Source organism: Clostridiaceae bacterium HFYG-1003, assembly GCA_024579835.1.
Lineage (GTDB): Bacteria > Bacillota > Clostridia > Clostridiales > Clostridiaceae > JG1575.
The window spans coordinates 2210587-2230170 of sequence record CP102060.1 but is presented as its reverse complement, the minus strand read 5'-3'; the positions used below and the strand labels follow the sequence as shown (position 1 = coordinate 2230170).

The following is a 19584-nucleotide window of genomic DNA, read 5'->3' as shown; positions in this document are numbered from 1 at the left end:
ATCATCGGGGAACCGGTCTCTGTTTGCGTGGCGGTCGTTTTGGGGCGGTCAGCGCCTGTCCGGTGATTCCGCCGGACGTTTGAAATAGAACCGGAAGATCGCGCCCACACAGGTCATGCCGGCGGACTCGAGGGTCCGGCGGGAGAGATGGTTCTGGTAATAGCAGCCAGCCACCGGGATCCGACCCGACTGGAGCACCAGCTGAATCAGCTGAAGCAGGATGGTGCGGCCGATTCCCTGGCGGCGAACCGAAGGGCAGGTGAACATGCCGATGTCCATGTAGCGGTCAAAGCTCTGATGGGGCTGGATAATGCCTATGCCGACGCTCTGGCCGGAGTCATCCCGGGCGATCCAGGCTTCCTGGCGGCGGACGTACCCGGCACTGTTCGGGAGGAAACTCATCTCTTCCAGGAAGGGAAGGTCGCTCCGATCCGCCAGCTTCAGACGGATATCCGGTCGGGGAAGCGGCCGGACAGTGGCCGGATCCAGCTGGAACTGATAGGCCTGCGGTTCGCATTTTCGCTGGTATTCCAGGAAAAGCGGCAGGCTGTGATGATCGAAGGTTCGGATGAAGCCGCGCTGAATGGAAAACCGGGTCAGAATCTCTTCGAACATCTCGCGTTCGAGATGGCGGAAAGCTCCGCGAAGATACAGGGCGGTCAGGGAATTCCGATCCTGGATGGCGAAAAAGCCAGCGGGCAGCAAGTCCGGGCTTTGAATCCGGAAGAGGTCGGAGCCGCTCAGGAGGTCGGGAATAAAATTATCTCCGGGGAATGGCAAGGAACCCTGGTACTCCGTTACCAGGGTTTGGATTGCCGGTCTTTCGACTTTTTCAATGGTCAGATTGGTTTCATGGCGCACAAAGGGAGAGGATGAAAGCTTCATAGGCAGACTCCTTATGTCAGCTCACCATGGGAGGAACATCAGTCGAGGAAATTGACCTCATCGGATCCGCCGAAATTGATGAATCCGGTCACGCCTTTTTCTTTCAGCCGGTCCAGGTATGGCCCAATCTTTTTCGGGCGTTCCAGCAGGCTGATGGTATAACTGTCACGCAGGCTTTCCGCTTTGCGGAAGGCTTCGCCAAACTCTGACGGTTCATAGAACAGCGCGATTTTCTGCTTCTGGTCGGGAATCTGGAAATTCTGGGACATCAGGATCGAGAAAATCCGCTCAAAGCCAATGGAGATGCCAACAGCCGGTACGTCCTGGCGGATAAATTTGCCGATGAGATTGTCATAGCGGCCGCCACCGGCGATGGCTCCTCTGAATTCATCGGATTCGATCTCAAACACCGTGCCGGTATAGTAACCCTGCCCACGAACCAGGGAGGGATCAAAGATCACCTTGTACTCCACATCAGGATAGCGGGCAGCATTTTCTGTGGCGATTTGCGAGGCTTGTTCGACAATCGTTTGGAGATTGGCAGCAGCTTCTTTTTCGGCAATCTGCTCCGCCATGGATTCCAGGGTAAAGTTGCCCTGTTCCAGCTGCCGGTGCAGGCTTTCGATGGCTTCGCCGGGGAAGGCTTTTTCCGTCAGTTCCGCACAGACGCCGTCGACTCCGATTTTGTCCAGCTTGTCGAAGGAAATGCAGACGGAATCCAGATCCGGGGTGGCAAAGCCCATGCCTTCCAGCATGGATTTCAGAACCCGGCGGTCATTGACCTTGATGGTAAAGCGCTTGATGCCGATGGCGATGAGCGCTTCGGAAGCGACATGGAGCAGCTCGATCTCGATGTTGGGAGAGGAGGAGCCGATGACGTCAATGTCGCACTGGGTAAATTCACGCAGGCGGCCCTTCTGTGGCCGCTCGGCCCGATAAACGGTGCCCATCTGGATCACCTTGAATGGATACACCAGCTTGCCCTGATTGTTGGCAACATAACGGCACAGCGGCAGCGTCAGGTCATAGCGTAGACCCATATCGGTCAGATCGTTCATGGAACCCGACTGCATGGCTTTGTCCAGCTTTTCGCCGCGCTTCAGAATCTTGAAGACCAGGTTCAGGTTATCGCCGCCCTCACTCTTGTCCAGATTTTCGGAATCTTCCAGGATGGGGGTAACGATCCGCTCATAACCATACTTGCGGTAAACGCCCAGAATCCGGTCCTGCAGATAATCGCGGATTTCCGCTTCGTTGGCATTATAATCGTTGGTACCTTTTACAGGAGTTGTTTTCATTTGTGTCACCAGCCTTTATTCTATTTTGTCAAATGGTGCTTTTCTTTACTCTCTATCTTACTACAGGAAGCGAGCCAGGTAAAAGGAGTAGAAGCGGATTTAAATAAAACGGGCCGCTCGGACAGAGCGACCCGGATGATCATGTGACGTTTGGAATCCTGATCAGGAGGCTTTGGGGCGGAACGCTTCAATGGCTTCTGCCCGGTTCATGCGCCCTTCGATGGCCTTGGACAGCTTCGGACCCTGGCTGGTGTCACCCATGAGAACGCCGGCCACCAGGATGCCGTCCTGGAACAGAAGTTTGGCATAGCCGGTTTTGGGATTGCCGCTGACGTGGGTTTCCAGCAGGGGATCATCGAAATTGACCGCACCGGTGGAGAAGATTTTGGTGCCCAGGGAGTTGAACATGGTGTTCAGCACGTAGGGCTTCATCTCGGTCCGGGTTCCGGATGCGTTCTGTCCGGCTGCCTTGCCGCTGGACATTGCAAAGCCCCAGGTTCCGTAGACCATGCCGTTGTATTCAGCCGCATCACCGCAGGCATAGATGCCAGGCTCAGAGGTTTCCGTATATTTGTTGATCAGGATGCCGCGGTTGATATCCACCGTTTTTCCGAAGGATTCCAGATTGGACCGGATTCCGATGGAGAACAGCACCAGATCGCAGGGTACCAAGCGTCCGGAGTTTAGCAGAACTTCTTTCAGCTGATTCTCATCATATCGGATTTCCTTCACGGAATCGCCCAGGAGGAACGTGATGCCAAACTGCTCGGCCTGAGCCTTGAACAGTTCGGAAGAGGCAGTATCCAGCTGCCGCGGCAGAAGCCGGGGGGCAAACTCCACGACGGTCACATCCAGGCCTTTCTGAGCCAGAATATCAGCGGCTTCCAGGCCCAGCAGGCCTCCGCCCACCACAACCGCCTTGCGGGCTGTCCGGATCTTGTCTCCGAAATTCCTGGCGTCCTCCAGGTTGCGCATGGTATAGACGCCTTCGTGGCAGCCTACGGATCCTGAATCGATAACCTGACATTCGGAATGACCTTCCACCTGAACGGGCGGGACAAAATTATAGGCACCCGTAGCCAGGATCAGACGGTCCCAGGTGATTTCTTCACCGCTGGCCAGAGTGACGGTACGGTTCTTTTCATCGATGGCTGTCACCTTGCCCTGAACGGAACGCACACCCTTGTCGGCGTAAAAGTCACCCTTCGTCATGAAAAACTTGTCTGCCGCCAGTTCACCGACGGCGTAATGTATGATTTGGGTCCGCATGTATGTATTGGGATGCTCTTCCCAGACAACCGTAATGTCAAATTCTTTGCCGCTTTTCAGGACTTCCTGCAGGGCGCTGTGGCCGGCAATGCCGTTTCCGGCGATAACGAGCTTTTCCATGTATTACATTCCTCCGATGGCTCTGATGGGGTGGAACGGGCTAAGCCAATAATTTATGCAAATTTTACAACTTTAGAACCAGTCCATTGATTATTATATATCAACCAGAAAAAAAGGGGCAGTCTAAAGTCTAAACAATATATGAACTTGACGGAAGGAACCGGAAACCTGGGCTCTGTGGACAGTTGTCAGGGGAGCTGTCTGTCCATGGGTCCGAAGCGCCCTGCGGACACTGCGGGTTCAGGATTCCGCGGCTTACGGCCTGGTTGAAACACTTGTTTTATTGTAATTGGAATCGGGTAGAGATTATAATGAATGAATAAGGAATACAGGTGATATGCCATGATTTATGGAATGGGCTGCGATCTGGCGAAGATCGACCGCGTGAATAAAGTATTTGATGACCGGAGGAAACTGGAACGCTGTTTTACTGAGAAGGAAATCAGCCTGTTTTCAGGGCGTCCGGAGCGTGTCGCGGGAAATTTCGCCGCGAAGGAAGCACTGGCCAAGGCCCTGGGAACGGGCTTCCGGGGATTTAGTCTGAAAGACGTAGAAATCCTGCGGGATGAACTGGGCCGGCCGTATCTGACCGGGGATTCGCTGAGAACGATTCTGGCTCAGCTGGCGGTAAATGAGCACTTAAGGGTGCATCTTTCGATTTCTCATGAGCGGGAATACGCCATGGCAACCTGCATCCTGGAACGGGTGAAGATTTGAGACGGGATGCCGACGGGCCGGCCCGCTCCGGGGGAGGACCCATGTTATCAAGAAAAAATGTAATCACGATCATTGTTCTGGCCAGTTTGATTGCCGGGGTGATCTTATTCTATGAATACGGATGGCAGCACACCGGATTTAAAATGGTGACCCATCCCAATCTCCTGCTGATTGACCGGGTGGAGGAAACGGATGGCCGGATTGTGATCCAGGGCAAGACCGCCCTGAATATCGGATCCTATGCCGGCAGCGTCCTGGATTTTCAGGAAGGCGTCCTCTATGTAGGCGTCCGCTACTCGCTCTTTGGAAATGATTTAGACTTTCTTATCGATTATCCTCAGGCAGAAGGGACAGTTCACCGGGTGGTTCTCAAAAAAAATGAAATTGAGAAGACCATTTGGATTCGGCCCTGGAAGGAACAGGCATGGCAATGAAAATAGCAACAAGTCAAATGATGAGGGAACTGGATCAGTTCGCCATCGAGCAATTGAAAATTCCATCCATGATCCTGATGGAGAACGCAGCCTTAAGGGTACTGAGCCATCTGGACTTTTCTCACACCTATTTCGTGGTGATCTGCGGTCGGGGCAATAACGGGGGCGATGGACTGGCCATCGCGCGTCATCTGAAAAACCGGGGCAAGGACGTGGATGTATACTATGTCTCGGATGATGATTCGGGTACGCCGGATACGATGCTGAATCTGACCATCTGCCGGAATATGGGTCTCCATGTCAGCACGGTCCATGAAGAAGCCGACCTGTGGGACCTGAGGGAAGCGGTGAATGACGCCGATACGGTGGTTGATGCGCTGTTTGGCATCGGCCTGTCCCGACCAATCACGGGAATCCATGCCGAAATTATTGAGACCATCAATGAAATGAGCCGTTATACCGTGGCAGTCGATATTCCTTCCGGTCTCGACTCAGATACCGGAGAAATCCTGGGCTGTGCCGTCAGGGCCGATAAAACAGTGACTTTTTCCTGCTACAAGAAGGGATTCCTGAACTATGCGACCATCGAATCCTGCGGTGACATCACGGTGGAAAACATCGGGATTCCTGCCCAGTACTGCGACAGCATGGGCAGCCATGAATACCTGGTGGATGAGACCTCGGTACGTGGGCTGATTCCGCGCCGTTCCCGCACCGGTTATAAGGGCGATTACGGCAAAATTCTGGTGGTGGCTGGGTCTCCCGGTTATACCGGAGCCAACAAGATCGCTTCGGAAGCCTGTCTGGCATCCGGTGCCGGTCTGGTGACCGTATCCTCCGATGTCCGGGTCATCGATCTGATCGCCGAGCATGTCCGGGAAGCAATGACCATCCATCCGGATCAGATTGAAAAGGCGGTATCCGAGTGTAATGTCATAGCCTTCGGGCCGGGTATGGGCAACACCGAAGCCACCCGACAGCTCCTGATGCGCATCATCAAAAAGCTGCGGGAGGAAGGCAAGTCCGACACTGTGCTGGTATTGGATGCGGATGGACTCAATGTGCTGGAACACCGGACCGAGCTGCTGGAGAATATCGGCGTGCGGGTCATACTGACGCCTCATTTCGGCGAAATGGCGCGACTCACCGGTCAAAGCGTTGACTATATCAAGAAAAATCGTCTGGACGTGGCCATGAAATTTGCCCGCACCCATAAAGTGACCCTGGTGCTGAAGGGCCACAATACCATCATTTCTGACGGCGTCAGCCTGTTTGTTAATCCCACCGGTTCTTCGGCCATTGCCACCGGAGGCATGGGCGACTGCCTCACAGGCATGATCGCCGGCCTGGCGGGACAGGGACTGGGTCCCATGGAAGCAGCGATTGCAGCGACCTTCCTCCATGGTTCCATTGGGGATGAACTGGCCAAATCGCGCTACTCCATCATGGCTTCCGAAATCATTACCAGGATTCCCTTTGAGCTTAAGAAAATGGTCGAAGACCAAAAACGGTCATAATAACACAGACAGGGCAATCTCCGGATCGTCCGGCGGCGAGAGCCAACGAGACTACGGAAAAATCCCCGGAAGAGGACAAAGCGAGCACAAAGAGATCACGAAGAGAGCACGAAGAGAGCACGAAGAGAGCACGAAGAGATTCGCTGATGCCGGGTAATATCAACAACGGGAAAAATGACGCCCTCCTGAGAACAACATCTGAGAGAGGAATCGACATCAGGTACAGCCTCTAATCAGGTGCATCCTCTAATCAGGTACACCCCCATACTCAGGTACACCCTCACAATCAGGTTATGGTCAGGATCACCCGCAATAAATAGAATAATTTCGAATCGAACCCCCACATAACCATTCGAACTGAATCAGCAATATTCTTCGAATGGAATGATCAACAGTCCTAATATATGCTTCTAAGATCAGGCCCCTATTAATTGAATTAAATCATCAATCATTCATTACTCTGACAAATCTTTTCGAGAAGGAGAAGGGAAAAATGACGATGTGTTATAGTGGCCGCCCAGCCTGGGCGGAGGTTGATCTGGGCATCCTGAAGGAGAACATTCGGGCAATCCAGGCGGCAGCTCAAGGGAAGCGCGTAATCAGTGTTGTTAAGGCGGATGCTTACGGTCATGGCATGATTCCGGTGGCTGCTGCGATTCGCTCCTGCGGTGTCAAAGATTTTGCCGTCGCCATTCTCAACGAGGCACTGGAGCTGCGTCAGCATGATCCGGATTCTTCCATTCTGGTACTGGGCTATACACCCGGTGAACTGGCCCGGGAAGCTGTTGCTCATGATATAACCATTACAGTCTATTCACTGGCTCAAGCCCGTCCGTTTTCTGAGGAGGCAGTTCGTCAGAATCGTCCGGTACGCCTGTCCGTTGCGCTGGATACCGGAATGTCACGGATTGGTTTTTCCATCACGGAGGAGTCGGGCCGCGAGATCGGGGAAATCACCCGTTTGCCGATGGTCATTGCGGAGGAGCTGTTTACCCACTTTTCAACGGCTGATGATGCCGACAAGACCTTCTCGGAGCTTCAGCTGGAGCGCTATCTGAGAATGAAGGGCTGGCTGGATCAGGCCGGCGTGAAGTTCAACCACTATCATATGGCGAATTCAGCGGCGATCATTGATCTGCCGCAGGCTCATTTTGACTCGGTACGTCCCGGGATTATCCAGTACGGCTATTATCCGTCGGATGAAGTGCAAAAGGAGCGGCTGCCGATACGGCCTGTCCTTTCCTTCTATGCCGCCCTGGCCATGGTCAAGCCGCTTCAGGCAGGAACCACCGTGGGCTACGGCAATACCTGGCAGGCCAAGCGTGATTCAGTCATCGGCACGATTCCGGTCGGCTATGCCGACGGCTACAACCGCCTGCTGTCCAATAAAGGCAAAGTTCTCTACCGGGGTCTGGAACTGCCCATTGTCGGCCGGGTCTGCATGGATCAGTTCATGGTGGATCTGACAGATGCGCCGGAGGCAAAAGAAGGGGACATGGTGACGCTGATCGGTCAGGACGGGGCTGTTTCCTTCTGGGCTGACGAAATGGGCCGGGATCTGGGAACCATTTCCTATGAGATTACCTGCAACATTGGCAAACGGGTGCCCAGGCACTACATCAACGAGTAAACCGGGAATCCGAACCGACTCACTCTGTTTGATCCCGGGAATTGAGCACTGACGAATCCTGCTCATTGAAATGGCCGGAAAAGATTGGTATAATACCGAAGGAAACAAAAGCGGCAAATAATCCTTTGCTAATCATACGGTGATTTCGCCTGTCGCTTATAGAAAATAAAAAAAGATCGCAGGCCTCCTTGACGGGAGGCTTTTTCAGCGATAATTTCGGGGAATTAATATTTACAGGAGGATTACCATGTTTACCAAGAACAATCTGCGCGACTACCTGATGATCTCTCTGGGGGTCATTCTGGTGGCAGTTTCACTGCATTTCTTCTACTTTCCATCCAACCTGGCAGCCGGCGGCATTTCGGGAATCGCTATTATCATGGGCAAGCTCTATCCGGTGATCAGCAAAGCCATCTATATTCTGGTTCTGAACGTTGTTTTCTTTGGCATCGGCTTTTTGTTTCTGGGTAAAGTCTTTGGAGCTAAAACCATTTATGCCTCCTTCTTCATGAACATCGTCCTGGCTGTGCTGCAAAGCTTAGTGGGATCGATCCACCTGACCAACGATATGTTCCTGAACACATTCTACGGCACGGCCTTAAGTTCCGTGGGAATGGCGATCGTCTTCAATTTCGGCGGATCCACCGGGGGAACTGACATTGTCGCCAAGATCATTTCCAAGTTTTTCCACTTTGATCTGGGCAAATCCCTCCTGATGGTGGATTTCATCATCACGGCGGGAGGCCTGCTCGTATTCGGCTGGGAAGTCGGACTCTTCTCCCTGCTCAGCGTCCTGATCAACGGGAATCTGATTGACCGGTTCATCGAGGGTACCCGGACTGCCAAGGAGATTATGATTATCAGCCAGAAGAGTGAAGCGATCCGGCAGTTCATTATCGAGAAACTGGACCGGAGCTGCACCATGCTGAAAGGCTACGGCGGATTCACCCGGGAAGACACGGAGGTCATCTATGTTGTCATGAACCGCCGCAACTACATCGATCTGAAACACTTCATCAAAGAGGTGGATCCCAAAGCATTCCTGTCGGTCAACGAAGTCAGGGAAGTCCTGGGAGAAGGCTATCAGGATATTTCCATCCTGTAAGAATATCGGAGCAAAGGCTGACAAAACTGTCGGTCTTTTTTCTTTATGGGATCTTTATACTACTGTGTGAGAATTAAAACCTGTACAAAGACAGAGCCGTTCCAGCCTCCGGTGAGGCAGAACGAGACGCGTGGGACAAGGATGTTTGTCCCTTTCGGCAGGGCAACAGCCGGACGCCGAGGATCGGAGCCATTGGAATTTCCCGTGGTTTGATCCCTCTGGTACAATCCCTGCAAAGAAGGAGAAAAGGAATGATCGAATTCGTAAAAGTGACAAAGGATTACAAAAACGTCACTGCCCTGAATAACTTTTCGGTGAAAATCCATGACGGAGAGTTTGTTTTCCTGATCGGAGCCTCCGGCGCCGGCAAGTCAACCTTTATTCGGCTGCTGCTGCGGGAACTGACGGCGACCAGCGGGAAGGTTCTGGTGGACGGAGCGGATATAGCGGCATTAAAGGATGCCCAGATCCCGTATTACCGGCGCCGGATCGGCATGGTGTTTCAGGATTTTAAGTTGATTCCCACGATGAACGTATATGAAAATGTGGCATTTGCCATGCGCGTCACCAGCGCCAAAACCTCTTTGATTAAATCGCGCGTTCCGGAGGTCCTGGCCATGGTCGGACTGACCGGGCGGGAAAAAGCATTTCCCAATGAACTCTCCGGCGGCGAACAGCAGCGTGTGTCCATTGCCCGGGCTCTGGTCAACCGGCCGGTCATGCTGATTGCGGATGAACCCACCGGGAATCTGGATCCGGATACCAGCTGGGACATCATGAAACTGCTGGTGCAGATCAATGAACAGGGCACCACAGTCATTATGGCTACCCACGGCAAGGAACTCGTGGATACGATGGAGAAGCGCGTCCTGGCGTTTGATCATGGCAGCCTGGTCCGGGACGAGTTGAGAGGAAGGTACTCAGTCGATGAATAATTTTTTTGGTTCTTTTGGCAAAGCATTTCACTCCCTGCGGCGAAACCTGTCCGTTACCCTGGCATCCATCGCTACGGTGGCAGCGACTATTTTGATTTTTGGGGTATTTCTGATGGTGGCCCTGTCGATCAATCACCTGGTGCGCAATGTGGAACAGCAGACCGTCGTGCGGGTATTTCTTCAGGACGCGGTGACTGCGGAACAGAAAACAGCTCTGGAGGGAATTTTGAACTCACAGACCGGCGTCGAAGAGGTAACCTATGAAGACAAGGTGACTGCCTTCAATAATGCCAAGGCTTCTCTCGATGCGGATTCGACACTGCTGGACGGATTTTCGGCAGATGCCAACAATCCCTATCCCAGTTCCTACATAGTTCGATTGGAAAAGCCGGAGCTGGCCGAGGGTCTGGTCAGCGCAGCCGCCGGACAGCCGGGGGTTGAGTCCGTCGCCAACGATTCCGATACGATCAATACTTTAATCGATTGGGCAAAGACAATTCGTCTGGTCGGGGTTATAATATTTGGTATACTCATTCTGATTTCTCTGTTCCTCATTGGCAACTCGATCAAGCTGGCTGTTTTTGGCCGCCGGCGGGAAATTGAGATCATGAAGTTTGTCGGAGCGACCAACTGGTTCATCCGCTGGCCTTTCATCATCGAGGGAATCCTGATCGGAATTCTGGGAGCCGCCATTGCCGTGGGACTCCTGTTCCTTGGCTACCGCTATGCCTTCACGCAGGCACAGCTCAGCCTGCCGTTTGTTACCCTGCCGGATCCGCAAGTGATTCTGCAGTGGCTCAGCTGGCAGTTTGCGCTGGCCGGTATGGTCATCGGAGCCCTGGGGTCCTTCCTGTCGATACGGAAACATCTGAATGTGTAATACGAACAAAGAAGGTGTTACCATTGGATCAAACTCCAAACCAGAATAACTTCGGGGATCGGCAGCAAAGCAATACATTGCTGCTCCTGCTCATCGGTCTGGTGGTTCTGAGCTTAGGCTTCGCCGCCGGCTGGCTGTTCGGCGGCTCCGAAAAGAACGGAACTTCGCCAACCATTACACTGCCGGTCACCGCACCATCCGCCGGTTCTTCCACTGCACCGTCTGATACCAGCGCGGCGATACCCGCTGACTGGCGCAAGCTGGACATGATCAGGGACCAGATCTACCAGATCTATGACGGCCCCATCGATGAAGCAAAAATGGTGGAAGGCGCCATCAAGGGCATGGTCAACTCCCTGGGCGATCCCTACAGTCAGTTCTACAACGCGGAAGAATACAGCCGGCTCAACTCGGACAGCACCGGAAAGTTTGTCGGAGTAGGGATTCAGATCAACGTGCAGAACGATGAAATTGTCGTCGTTGCGCCCATTGACGGCAGTCCGGCCAAAGAGGCCGGCATTCAGTCCGGCGATGTCATCATCCGGATTGATGGCAAGGTATATACGGGGAAAGACCTCGACGCGGCCGTAAGCTACATGAGAGGGGAAGCCGGACAGCCTGTCACGCTGACCGTTCGCCGGGGTGAGGAAGAACTGGACTTTCCCATCGTCCGAAGGGAGATCACCACCAAAAGCGTCCGCTATGAGATGCTGGCCTCTGACATGGGCTTCATCACGGTTTCTCAGTTTACTAAGGATGTGGACAAGGATTTCGCAGAGGCGCTGAGTGAGCTGAAGAAGCAGGGAGCCAAGGGCTACATCCTCGACCTGCGCGGAAATCCCGGCGGTTATCTGAATGAATCGATTCTTATGGCTTCGAATTTCATTGAAAAGGGCAAAGTCGTAGTCTCAACCATCGACAAGCACAAAAACCGTCAGGAAGACAAGTCGGTGGGCGGAAAATACATCGGCACGCCGTTGGTCGTTCTGATCGACATGGGCTCCGCCTCGGCTTCGGAAGTCGTGTCCGGGGCACTGAAAGATTATGAGGCAGCCACACTGGTCGGTGAAAAATCCTATGGCAAAGGCATTGTCCAGACCATTATGGATCTGCCCAATGGGGAAGGTCTCAAGCTGACGGTGGCGGCGTACTACTCTCCGAAAGGAACCAATATACATCAGATTGGCATCAAGCCCGACATAACGGTTGCCATGCCAGAGGATCTGACCGCACAGAACTATACCAAGGAAAAGGATACCCAGCTCCAGAAGGCGATTGAAGTCCTCCGGGAGAAGCTGGATAAATAACAACCCGACAGAACGAGCCCTCATCACCTGATGAGGGCTCGGCTCTCGCCATCCCGCGACATGACCGGATCATGACCGGATCATGAAATGAATCCAGGAAGGAGTTACCATGCTAGAAATCCTCACACAACATCGCCAGCTGATCCTGGGGGCCCTGACGGTCTCTAATCTTCTGAGCTTCGGACTGTTTGTCTCGGACAAGCGCCGGGCTGTTAATCGACGACGTCGCATCCCGGAGAACACATTGCTCCTGACCGGAGCGGTCGGAGGCCTGGGCGCCTGTCTGGCGATGAATCTCTTCCGGCACAAAACCAGACATCCCCGATTTCAGATCCTGATGGGGTTGGCCGGTGCAGCCAGCCTGGGGCTGATCATCCTTCTGACGGTGCAGTATCTGCAGTAAGTCAGGCCGATTCAACCGGTGCCCCTGAGGGTTCCTGGGGGATCGTCGTTTCTTCCGTTCTTTTGCGTCATCCAGTTTGTCCCATTATCGTATCTGACGAATTTTTCGCATCGATGCAAATTCTGGTGCCTTCCGCGAAGCGAAAGTAAAAAAAGGATTCAGACTCTGTTGTTTTTCAGAGGCTGAATCCTTTTTCATGGTTCTGAATATCAATCAATCCTTGCGGATTCTGATGATCAGATCGGGTTAGGGGAATTTGACATCGCTGAGGGTATCCTGAGCTTCTTCCTTGATGTCTTCCGCCTTATCTTTTACTTCTTCGACCACATCGGAGGCGGCATCCTTGACTTCATCCTTCAGATCCTCGGCAGCTTCAAAGGCTTCTCCAGTATAGTCACCGGTATTCTTCTCAAATTCATTAAGAACCTGATTTGCCTGATCCTTGGTGTCCTGGACAACCTTGCCCACTTCGCTCTTGACGTTTTCCCACTGGTTTTTCATGTCGGTGACCAGTTCGGGATTCTTCTGTACTTCCTTGTTGATCAGATAGGCTGCTCCACCCAATGCGGCCAGGACAAGCAGTCGGCCTTTTCTAAGTTTCATCTGTATCCTCCTTGAAAATTAATGGCAGTTCAATGCTACTGACTTTATTTTATGTCATGCCCTTGTACGGCATGTGAATATTTTATTGCGGATTTATGATTTTATCCGGTGTTCCGGGAGCTTCTGACGGCGGACTTCTCCTAGGCACTGGGTGTGGTCATTCAGCTTCAACGGGGATGTCCCGGCATCGAATCAGTCGGACCAGTTGCGGACGGGCTCAATCAGACAGACGGCCTCTGCGCTGATGCCTTTCATCTCACCGGTGAAGCCAAGACCTTCTTCCGTTGTAGCTTTCACGCTGACGCAGTTCAGCGGAAGCGCCAGTGCCTGCGCGATCTTTTCGCGCATGGCGTCAATGTGCGGGCGGAGTTTCGGACGCTGCGCCCGGACGGTGGAGTCCAGGTTAGCTACCTGATAGCCGGATTCCTTCAACAGCAATCCGACACGGCGGAGCAGCTCCAGAGAATCTGCTCCGGCATAGGCGGGGTCGGTATCTGGGAAATGGCTGCCGATATCCCCCAGGGCAGCGGCGCCCAGCAGGGCATCTGCGATGGCGTGCAGAAGCACATCGGCATCGGAGTGGCCGGCCAGACCCAGTTCAAAGGGGATGTTGACTCCGCCGATGATCAGGGGGCGATCCGACACTAAGCGATGTACGTCATAACCTGTTCCGATTCTCATGGTATTCGATCTCTCCTTTTGGCTTTTCGGTCCAAGGCATCAATCCTGTGTTCTATAACTCAGAGACGGGTACCGGACTTTTATACTACAGAATATGCATAGATATGCATTTAGAGTTTTTCTTGTTTGTTTTAGTTCTAAATAGAACATCTTTTTACTACAGATTACCATTAAAATCAAGGCGGAAATCTATGAAATATCTGCTAATAAATTTACGGGAATTTTACTTCTGCACAAAATAACAGGGACTTATCCACAGAGATCTGTGCAAAATGTGCATAACTGAACAGTTGTTTTCATTTTTAGTTATTTCACAAGTTGCAACATGATTCGTTTATTCCATAGTATCTTCCGCCGTGAAATGCTTGATGGAATTTTGCAGCAGGTTATCCAATTCCTTCATTTCCAGTGGTGACAGATGGCGAATGGCTCCCTCCCGCAAATCGCCCAGTTTGATGTTCATGATCCGGATGCGCCGCAGGCTGACGACCTTGTAACCGAAATACTCGCACATGCGCCGGATCTGGCGGTTGAGGCCCTGGGTCAGAATGATGCGAAACTGGCGGGTAGACAGCTGTTCGACGGTGCAGGGCTTGGTTACGGTATCCAGAATTGGCACTCCGCCGGCCATGCCATTGAGGAAATCCGTTGTAATGAGCTGATTGACGGTGACGATGTATTCTTTTTCGTGGTTGTTGACGCTGCGTAGAATCCGGTTGACAATGTCCCCGTCATCGGTAAACAGCAGAAGCCCCTGGGAATCTTTGTCCAGCCGGCCGATGGGGAAGATTCGTTCCGGGTAGCTGATGTAGGAAATGACATTGTCCTTGACGGACTCGTCGGTCGTCGTCTCCAGGCCGCGGGGTTTGTTGAACGCCAGATAGACGTGTTTCTCCTTCTTTTTCAAAGGCTGTCCGTCCACTGTTACCAGATCCCCCTCACGGACTTTCGATCCTTTCTCCGCCGCGACGCCGTTGATGGCCACGCGGCCGGCTTCAATCAGGCGATCGGCTTCGCGCCGGGAGGTGAAACCGGATTCTGAGATGAATTTATTGATTCGGGTTGTTTTTTCTTCCATGGGTACCTCGATTGTGGTTCATTGATAACAATATTATACATGATAGATAGTGTCAACTTACTTTCGGTTCAAAAACTGAATAAGCCTGCCGTGCGGATTCCAAGTAGCCCGGGTTTTATGATTTATACCACCCAAAATGAGGCGTTGCATAGCTGATTGAACCTTGTTTTACCGGGTAGACCCGGCTCTTCTTCACGATCCGTTTTTCCAGCCTCAAAAGTCGGGCTTCCTTCTTCTTTTCTTTCTCTTTGGCAGCGAAGTAGCCCATGAGATCCCCGCCATTGAGGACGAAAACTCGCATGCGCGCTATATTCTCAGCACCTACTGTGCTCCACCCCATCGGGCGTGAAGATAACCGTGAGGAAAGCACATGACTGACATGCCCTTCCGCACTGCAGCCCTGATAGCCCGACTTGGCCGCGTTCTGGATCGATTCCCAGTTGGACAAAAGATAGGTTTTCATCTCGCCTAACTTCTTTTCCTGGGTCTTTTTAAGCGGCAATCCCGCCGCTGATTCGAAGAATGTGTTGATGTCCTCAAGGGAGTCCATGCTGATGGCGTCTTTGAGGTACCAGTAATATTCATCCTTTGTCCCTTTGTAGGAATCAATCGGCGTTGCCGCCTGGCGCAGGGCCTTTTCCAGGTGGAACTTATCCAGATAGAGCTTGCATCGAGGCAGAATCTGGGCACCCATCTTGATCCAGGACGCCCCATCCCCTGATAAGGAGATTTCCTCGATCTTATCCACTTCATAAGCCGAGTTCAGGTAATCGAACACTTCGTACCACAGTTCATCCGAGTTGCCCTTGTAGAAGCCTGCAAATCGACGTACACCCATTAAGGCCTTGCGTCTCTTCCCGACACTCTGCTGCCCCTCATGGACGTAGATCAGCCGCATCTGCTGATTGGAACCGTCCTGCATAGCTACATGATCCTCATCGGCCTCAATATAGATCCGAGATGCCACTTTTTTCTGAGGCAGGGGTCCCTCAGAAGACTCAATGTTCCCCAGTCGATGGACCAGATTCATTACCGTAGTGCGGCTGGTAATTCCGCTGCTTGCATAGCGCTCCACCGTCCCCTGGTAAGAAATATCTTTAGCACTGGAGAGAAGACACGAGGCTAGTTCCCGGCTGATTCTCTGATGGGGCTCAAGGCCCAGAAGACGATCCACCAGACACACATGGTGATTAGTCTTTTTATCCCGAAAGTACGTCCGGTCAAAGACCACAGGTCCGGCTGTAGTAGCGATGGTTTTTGTTTGATAGCGCCGTTCGATGGTGTAGTCTTTTTTCCGTAACTGTGAGTTCCTCAGGCGCTCATCGAGTACCTGAACATAATCCTGGATCTGCTCACGGGCAATCCGATCCGTCAGCTCGTGAGTCTCCTGGACCACCTGATCCATGGTGAGAGTACCGCTTGCCATTCTTGAATCAAAACTTTGTCTGAGAGAGGTGAACATTGAGTTGAAATCTGTTAAGATAGGCATGAGAATAAGTCCTTTCGTGTAGTTTGTTTGTTGTTGTTACTAACATTCTAGCACTTGGGCTTATTCTCTTTCATTTTCGACCTACAGTAACTTTACACTAACTACATGATAGAAACCATTGACAGGAAACAGGACTGGCCGCCGCCCGGTGCAGCGATGAAAAATTGCAGCGGCTGTTATGAATAAGATTTAAACGTTATGTAAAGGTGCGTCTCTTTCTTTTACAAAGGGCCCTGGGACAGAGTAAAATGGAGATAGGGTACAGCGGCTTTCACGGGAGCCCCGCAGGGGAGGACTTTCAACGATCCGTCCTCCTGCAGACCGGACCTGAAGCAGAATATAAGTTAGATTTTCAATAAGATGAGTATAGAAACTTTGGAGGAACAATATGGAAGATAAGAAAATTGTGATTTACACGTCAACAACCTGTCCCTACTGCGATATGGCAAAGGATTATTTCAAGACGAAGGGAATTCCCTACGAAGAGAAAAGCACAGCAGAACCGGAGAATCGGAAAAAGCTGGTTTCCATGGGAATTCGTGGTGTTCCGGCCATCTTTGTCGGAGAGAATTATTTTGTAGGATTTGATCCGGTGGAAATCGAAAAAATGATGGCACAGCCTGGAGAAACGGTGGAAGCCATTGTCGAGCAGGAAATTGTGCCGGAAGAAGTTGCCCCGGTGGCAGCTGTGGAAGAGGAAATTCAGATCCCTGCAGAGGATCACTCGGTAGAAAATGTACAGCCGGAAGGCATCAAGGGGGAAATTAATATGACGAAGTATATCTGTCAGGTGTGCGGGTATGTTTATGACCCGGCGGTCGGGGATGAGGACAACGGCATTGCGCCGGGAACATCCTTTGAGGATCTTCCGGAAGATTGGGTCTGCCCGCTGTGCGGCGTTGGCAAGGATCAATTCGAAGCGGAATAGCAGCCGGGCCGGCAGCAGCCGAGCTCATTAACGGAATAGAAAACGGAAGGCAGTGGACGTTTGGTTCACTGCCTTCCGTTATGGGTCAGGAGTAAGGATGAATCCGTTTCCGTTTCCCTGGTTTACTTTTAAGCGGAGCTGATGTTCTTTCAGTTCAAGTTCCAGATCGTCGCCCTTGAAGTCATTTTCGTTGAAGGTCCCCTCCACGACGATGAGGGTGAGATCACTGTTTTTTTCAATGACTTCCTTGGCAATTGAGGCATCCAGAAAGCGGGCTAACGAGGAATTCACCTTGCGATCGGAGTGGATCAGATCAGAAACGACACTGCGGCCGTTGGGATTGAGTCCCTGGATGTCCACGAGCCGACCGAACCGGTTAAAGGAAAAGCTGGCCTCTACCCCTCCCATGAGAGTGAAACTGCGAACTGGCTGATAAAAAGTGTAGGCAAAGCCCAGAAAGATCAGCAGCAGGCCAAGTGCCGCGGAAGCGATCAGCAGGGCGCGGCGGGGTTTGAGAATGGGTTGGGAGCCAGTTACAAAATCCCCCTGGACGGTTCCCTTGCGGGAAGGTTCGAGATAACGGAATTCGCCATAGGGGGTAAGGACCACAGAGGTAATGCCGTAGTCTTTCAGCTTGATGCCAATATTATTGGCCAGGGGCGCGCCGGTACCATCCAGTTTCGTGCCGATGGAGAGCTGGCGGGAAAGGAAAGAGTGCTGTTCGGTTCCGAACAGGAGCATATATGCCACGATATAGTCATGGTGCTGTCGGATAAAGTCGGCCGGATAGCCGGTCAGTTCAGCGGTTTCAGCAACGGGAAGGTGTCTGGCACTGACAAGGGCTCTCGCGGTAGGAGCATGATTGATCAGCTCCAGTGCGATATTCAATAATTTGTTGCGATCGGAAAACGCCGTCTCCTGATCGCAAAGTGTTCGCAGCGAAATCCTGAATTCTGACAGCTCAGACAGGAAGCTCCGGATATCCTTACGCAGACGGCCGCGGTCTCCCTCGGTCTGTTCAGCCGCTTTGATCCTCTCTGTGAAGACGTAGCGGATGTTCTGCTGTTTATTCATTTTTAATCACCATAATCATTATACGGGGAATCCCTGGCAAATACACCACAAATTCGAAGAAAGCGTTCATAGGAACGGATCTTGCGATGAAATCCTCAATCAGGCTGACGAGGAATGGCAGCCGGGCGGGGAGGGGACGCGTCTTCGGCTGTTCTCGCGTTGAGGCGGGAGCGGAGGTCGGATTCGGGCGTAGTATGTGAGCCGTCGTTGGGGAAGTGACAACCTCAGGGAATAAAATAAGTTTACAGCAATGGTGATGTGTATTATAATCTCCCTGAGTAGTTATTACAGAAAGGTTACAGCCATGAAAAACCGGAATGCGCTTTATCGAATGTCAGCTCTGGCGTTGGCTCTGATTCTATTTATGATCGGGGTCTTTTTGTGGTTTCATTTTAGAACTCCGGCTTCTTCATCGGCTCGTATGGTTGATCAGAAGTTGGCAGGTCAGGTAGAACAAAAGTGGGAATTTTATACCGTTGCTTCTGCCGCCGAGCTGAAAGGTGGCGTGATGATTTACCCGGATGATCACGAGGATCCGCTGGAGTACGAGTCACTGGCTCAAACTCTGGCCCGGCATGGATTCGAGGTTCGCGTAGCCAAGTATCCCATGGGACTGGCCAGGCTGTCCCGGTCGGACCGAAAAGATTTCTTTGACAGTTCCAGCCAGACAGGCTGGGTAGCGATCGGACTGGGCAGCGGAGCGGAAAAAGCCTGCATCGCAGCGGATCGTTCGGAACGGGTGGCGGGACTGATCCTCATCGGCGGCTACTCCAGTCAGGCAAATCTCAATGACAATGATGTCAAGATCGTTTTATATCAGCTGGCTGATAGACAGTCCAGCGAAAATACCATAGAGGAAATCAAAGGGAAACTCCCAACCGATACTGTCTATCTGACTGCCCCGAACCGGGAGAGCGTCCTTGCCGAGCTGACCACCGGAGAAGACTCCCTTCTGGCTGACTCAGACTTTGATCTTGCCGAACAGATCCGCCATATGCTGGTTTCAAAAATAACCAGCTCGAAGAATCGGGATTAGGAATAAAGGATTCATTATCAGATATCATTCTTTCGGCGTACTGCCGTTTGTGTTTCCCTTCATTTTCTTCAGTTAAAGAATAGTCCTGAACGGGCAAACGGGGAGGCATCAATCATCAAAACAGGCAGGAAAGCCTGTTTTTTGTTGGCTTATCATAAAGAAAATGTAAAAAGTTAGGTTTTTTAGCAAAGTTTT

The 19584-nt window shown here is 52.1% G+C and carries 19 protein-coding genes and 1 pseudogene; 12 read left to right on the top strand and 8 right to left on the bottom strand.

Annotated features, from left to right (window positions below):
* Positions 1–48 precede the first annotated feature (48 nt).
* The 3 genes from NQU17_10060 to NQU17_10050 all read right to left on the bottom strand — a co-directional run bounded on the left by NQU17_10060 (position 49) and on the right by NQU17_10050 (position 3572).
* Entirely contained in the window at positions 49–885 is an 837-nt protein-coding gene (locus tag NQU17_10060; protein UUM11006.1) for a GNAT family N-acetyltransferase, read from the bottom strand.
* Positions 886–923: 38 nt separating this feature from the next.
* Complete coding sequence (gene hisS / locus NQU17_10055) at positions 924–2183, bottom strand: histidine--tRNA ligase (protein ID UUM11005.1); 1260 nt, start codon at positions 2181–2183, stop codon at positions 924–926.
* A 162-nt stretch (positions 2184–2345) separates the two neighbouring features.
* On the bottom strand, positions 2346–3572 hold the full coding sequence (locus tag NQU17_10050; protein ID UUM11004.1) for an FAD-dependent oxidoreductase: 1227 nt from the start codon (positions 3570–3572) through the stop codon (positions 2346–2348).
* Between the two features lie 342 nt (positions 3573–3914).
* Between NQU17_10050 and acpS the strand changes: the two genes are divergently transcribed.
* The 9 genes from acpS to NQU17_10005 all read left to right on the top strand — a co-directional run bounded on the left by acpS (position 3915) and on the right by NQU17_10005 (position 12500).
* Positions 3915–4289, top strand: a complete 375-nt coding sequence (gene acpS / locus NQU17_10045; GenBank protein ID UUM11003.1) for a holo-ACP synthase — start codon at positions 3915–3917, stop codon at positions 4287–4289.
* Positions 4290–4330: 41 nt separating this feature from the next.
* Positions 4331–4723 (top strand): hypothetical protein, encoded by a 393-nt coding sequence (locus NQU17_10040; GenBank protein UUM11002.1) that lies wholly within the window; start codon positions 4331–4333, stop codon positions 4721–4723.
* Positions 4714–6240, top strand: coding sequence for an NAD(P)H-hydrate dehydratase (locus tag NQU17_10035; GenBank protein ID UUM11001.1), 1527 nt, complete (start codon positions 4714–4716; stop codon positions 6238–6240). The genes NQU17_10040 and NQU17_10035 overlap by 10 nt, the downstream gene beginning before the upstream one ends.
* A gap of 493 nt (positions 6241–6733) precedes the next feature.
* Positions 6734–7870, top strand: coding sequence for an alanine racemase (gene alr, locus NQU17_10030; GenBank protein ID UUM11000.1), 1137 nt, complete (start codon positions 6734–6736; stop codon positions 7868–7870).
* 247 nt (positions 7871–8117) lie between these two features.
* A complete protein-coding gene (locus NQU17_10025; GenBank protein ID UUM10999.1) occupies positions 8118–8975 on the top strand; it encodes a YitT family protein in 858 nt (285 codons plus the stop codon).
* Between the two features lie 251 nt (positions 8976–9226).
* The gene (gene ftsE / locus NQU17_10020) at positions 9227–9910 is read left to right on the top strand and encodes a cell division ATP-binding protein FtsE (GenBank protein UUM10998.1); all 684 of its coding nucleotides are present in this window, start codon (positions 9227–9229) and stop codon (positions 9908–9910) included.
* A complete protein-coding gene (gene ftsX, locus NQU17_10015) occupies positions 9903–10790 on the top strand; it encodes a permease-like cell division protein FtsX (GenBank protein UUM10997.1) in 888 nt (295 codons plus the stop codon). Before ftsE ends, ftsX begins: the two co-directional genes overlap by 8 nt.
* A 23-nt stretch (positions 10791–10813) precedes the next feature.
* Complete coding sequence (locus NQU17_10010) at positions 10814–12097, top strand: S41 family peptidase (protein UUM10996.1); 1284 nt, start codon at positions 10814–10816, stop codon at positions 12095–12097.
* 109 nt (positions 12098–12206) lie between these two features.
* Positions 12207–12500, top strand: coding sequence for a DUF1294 domain-containing protein (locus NQU17_10005; protein ID UUM10995.1), 294 nt, complete (start codon positions 12207–12209; stop codon positions 12498–12500).
* Between the two features lie 246 nt (positions 12501–12746).
* Here NQU17_10005 and NQU17_10000 read toward each other — a convergent pair whose 3' ends face one another.
* From NQU17_10000 to NQU17_09985, 4 genes are all read right to left on the bottom strand, one after another.
* Entirely contained in the window at positions 12747–13103 is a 357-nt protein-coding gene (locus NQU17_10000; protein UUM10994.1) for a hypothetical protein, read from the bottom strand.
* Between the two features lie 192 nt (positions 13104–13295).
* A complete protein-coding gene (gene ispF / locus NQU17_09995; protein UUM10993.1) occupies positions 13296–13784 on the bottom strand; it encodes a 2-C-methyl-D-erythritol 2,4-cyclodiphosphate synthase in 489 nt (162 codons plus the stop codon).
* A 334-nt stretch (positions 13785–14118) separates the two neighbouring features.
* A complete protein-coding gene (locus NQU17_09990) occupies positions 14119–14862 on the bottom strand; it encodes a pseudouridine synthase (GenBank protein ID UUM10992.1) in 744 nt (247 codons plus the stop codon).
* Between the two features lie 115 nt (positions 14863–14977).
* Entirely contained in the window at positions 14978–16351 is a 1374-nt protein-coding gene (locus NQU17_09985; GenBank protein ID UUM10991.1) for an ISLre2 family transposase, read from the bottom strand.
* Between the two features lie 388 nt (positions 16352–16739).
* Here NQU17_09985 and NQU17_09980 point away from each other — a divergent pair.
* Together NQU17_09980 and NQU17_09975 are read left to right on the top strand one after the other, a co-directional pair.
* Positions 16740–16913: pseudogene (locus NQU17_09980) on the top strand (glutaredoxin family protein).
* Between the two features lie 207 nt (positions 16914–17120).
* The gene (locus NQU17_09975; GenBank protein ID UUM13498.1) at positions 17121–17279 is read left to right on the top strand and encodes a rubredoxin; all 159 of its coding nucleotides are present in this window, start codon (positions 17121–17123) and stop codon (positions 17277–17279) included.
* Between the two features lie 78 nt (positions 17280–17357).
* On the opposite strand, the gene NQU17_09970 is transcribed toward NQU17_09975, so the two are convergent.
* Positions 17358–18353 (bottom strand): hypothetical protein, encoded by a 996-nt coding sequence (locus tag NQU17_09970; protein UUM10990.1) that lies wholly within the window; start codon positions 18351–18353, stop codon positions 17358–17360.
* A 304-nt stretch (positions 18354–18657) separates the two neighbouring features.
* Between NQU17_09970 and NQU17_09965 the strand changes: the two genes are divergently transcribed.
* Complete coding sequence (locus tag NQU17_09965) at positions 18658–19389, top strand: alpha/beta hydrolase (GenBank protein ID UUM10989.1); 732 nt, start codon at positions 18658–18660, stop codon at positions 19387–19389.
* Positions 19390–19584: the final 195 nt, after the last annotated feature.

What these genes read in the sequence shown, in the direction of transcription:
- NQU17_10060 (UUM11006.1), bottom strand. Translation starts at nt 885, where the DNA reads ATGAAGCTTTCATCCTCTCCCTTTGTGCGCCATGAAACCAATCTGACC.
- hisS (UUM11005.1), bottom strand. Translation starts at nt 2,183, where the DNA reads ATGAAAACAACTCCTGTAAAAGGTACCAACGATTATAATGCCAACGAA.
- NQU17_10050 (UUM11004.1), bottom strand. Translation starts at nt 3,572, where the DNA reads ATGGAAAAGCTCGTTATCGCCGGAAACGGCATTGCCGGCCACAGCGCC.
- acpS (UUM11003.1), top strand. Translation starts at nt 3,915, where the DNA reads ATGATTTATGGAATGGGCTGCGATCTGGCGAAGATCGACCGCGTGAAT.
- NQU17_10040 (UUM11002.1), top strand. Translation starts at nt 4,331, where the DNA reads ATGTTATCAAGAAAAAATGTAATCACGATCATTGTTCTGGCCAGTTTG.
- NQU17_10035 (UUM11001.1), top strand. Translation starts at nt 4,714, where the DNA reads ATGGCAATGAAAATAGCAACAAGTCAAATGATGAGGGAACTGGATCAG.
- alr (UUM11000.1), top strand. Translation starts at nt 6,734, where the DNA reads ATGACGATGTGTTATAGTGGCCGCCCAGCCTGGGCGGAGGTTGATCTG.
- NQU17_10025 (UUM10999.1), top strand. Translation starts at nt 8,118, where the DNA reads ATGTTTACCAAGAACAATCTGCGCGACTACCTGATGATCTCTCTGGGG.
- ftsE (UUM10998.1), top strand. Translation starts at nt 9,227, where the DNA reads ATGATCGAATTCGTAAAAGTGACAAAGGATTACAAAAACGTCACTGCC.
- ftsX (UUM10997.1), top strand. Translation starts at nt 9,903, where the DNA reads ATGAATAATTTTTTTGGTTCTTTTGGCAAAGCATTTCACTCCCTGCGG.
- NQU17_10005 (UUM10995.1), top strand. Translation starts at nt 12,207, where the DNA reads ATGCTAGAAATCCTCACACAACATCGCCAGCTGATCCTGGGGGCCCTG.
- NQU17_10000 (UUM10994.1), bottom strand. Translation starts at nt 13,103, where the DNA reads ATGAAACTTAGAAAAGGCCGACTGCTTGTCCTGGCCGCATTGGGTGGA.
- ispF (UUM10993.1), bottom strand. Translation starts at nt 13,784, where the DNA reads ATGAGAATCGGAACAGGTTATGACGTACATCGCTTAGTGTCGGATCGC.
- NQU17_09990 (UUM10992.1), bottom strand. Translation starts at nt 14,862, where the DNA reads ATGGAAGAAAAAACAACCCGAATCAATAAATTCATCTCAGAATCCGGT.
- NQU17_09985 (UUM10991.1), bottom strand. Translation starts at nt 16,351, where the DNA reads ATGCCTATCTTAACAGATTTCAACTCAATGTTCACCTCTCTCAGACAA.
- NQU17_09975 (UUM13498.1), top strand. Translation starts at nt 17,121, where the DNA reads ATGACGAAGTATATCTGTCAGGTGTGCGGGTATGTTTATGACCCGGCG.
- NQU17_09970 (UUM10990.1), bottom strand. Translation starts at nt 18,353, where the DNA reads ATGAATAAACAGCAGAACATCCGCTACGTCTTCACAGAGAGGATCAAA.
- NQU17_09965 (UUM10989.1), top strand. Translation starts at nt 18,658, where the DNA reads ATGAAAAACCGGAATGCGCTTTATCGAATGTCAGCTCTGGCGTTGGCT.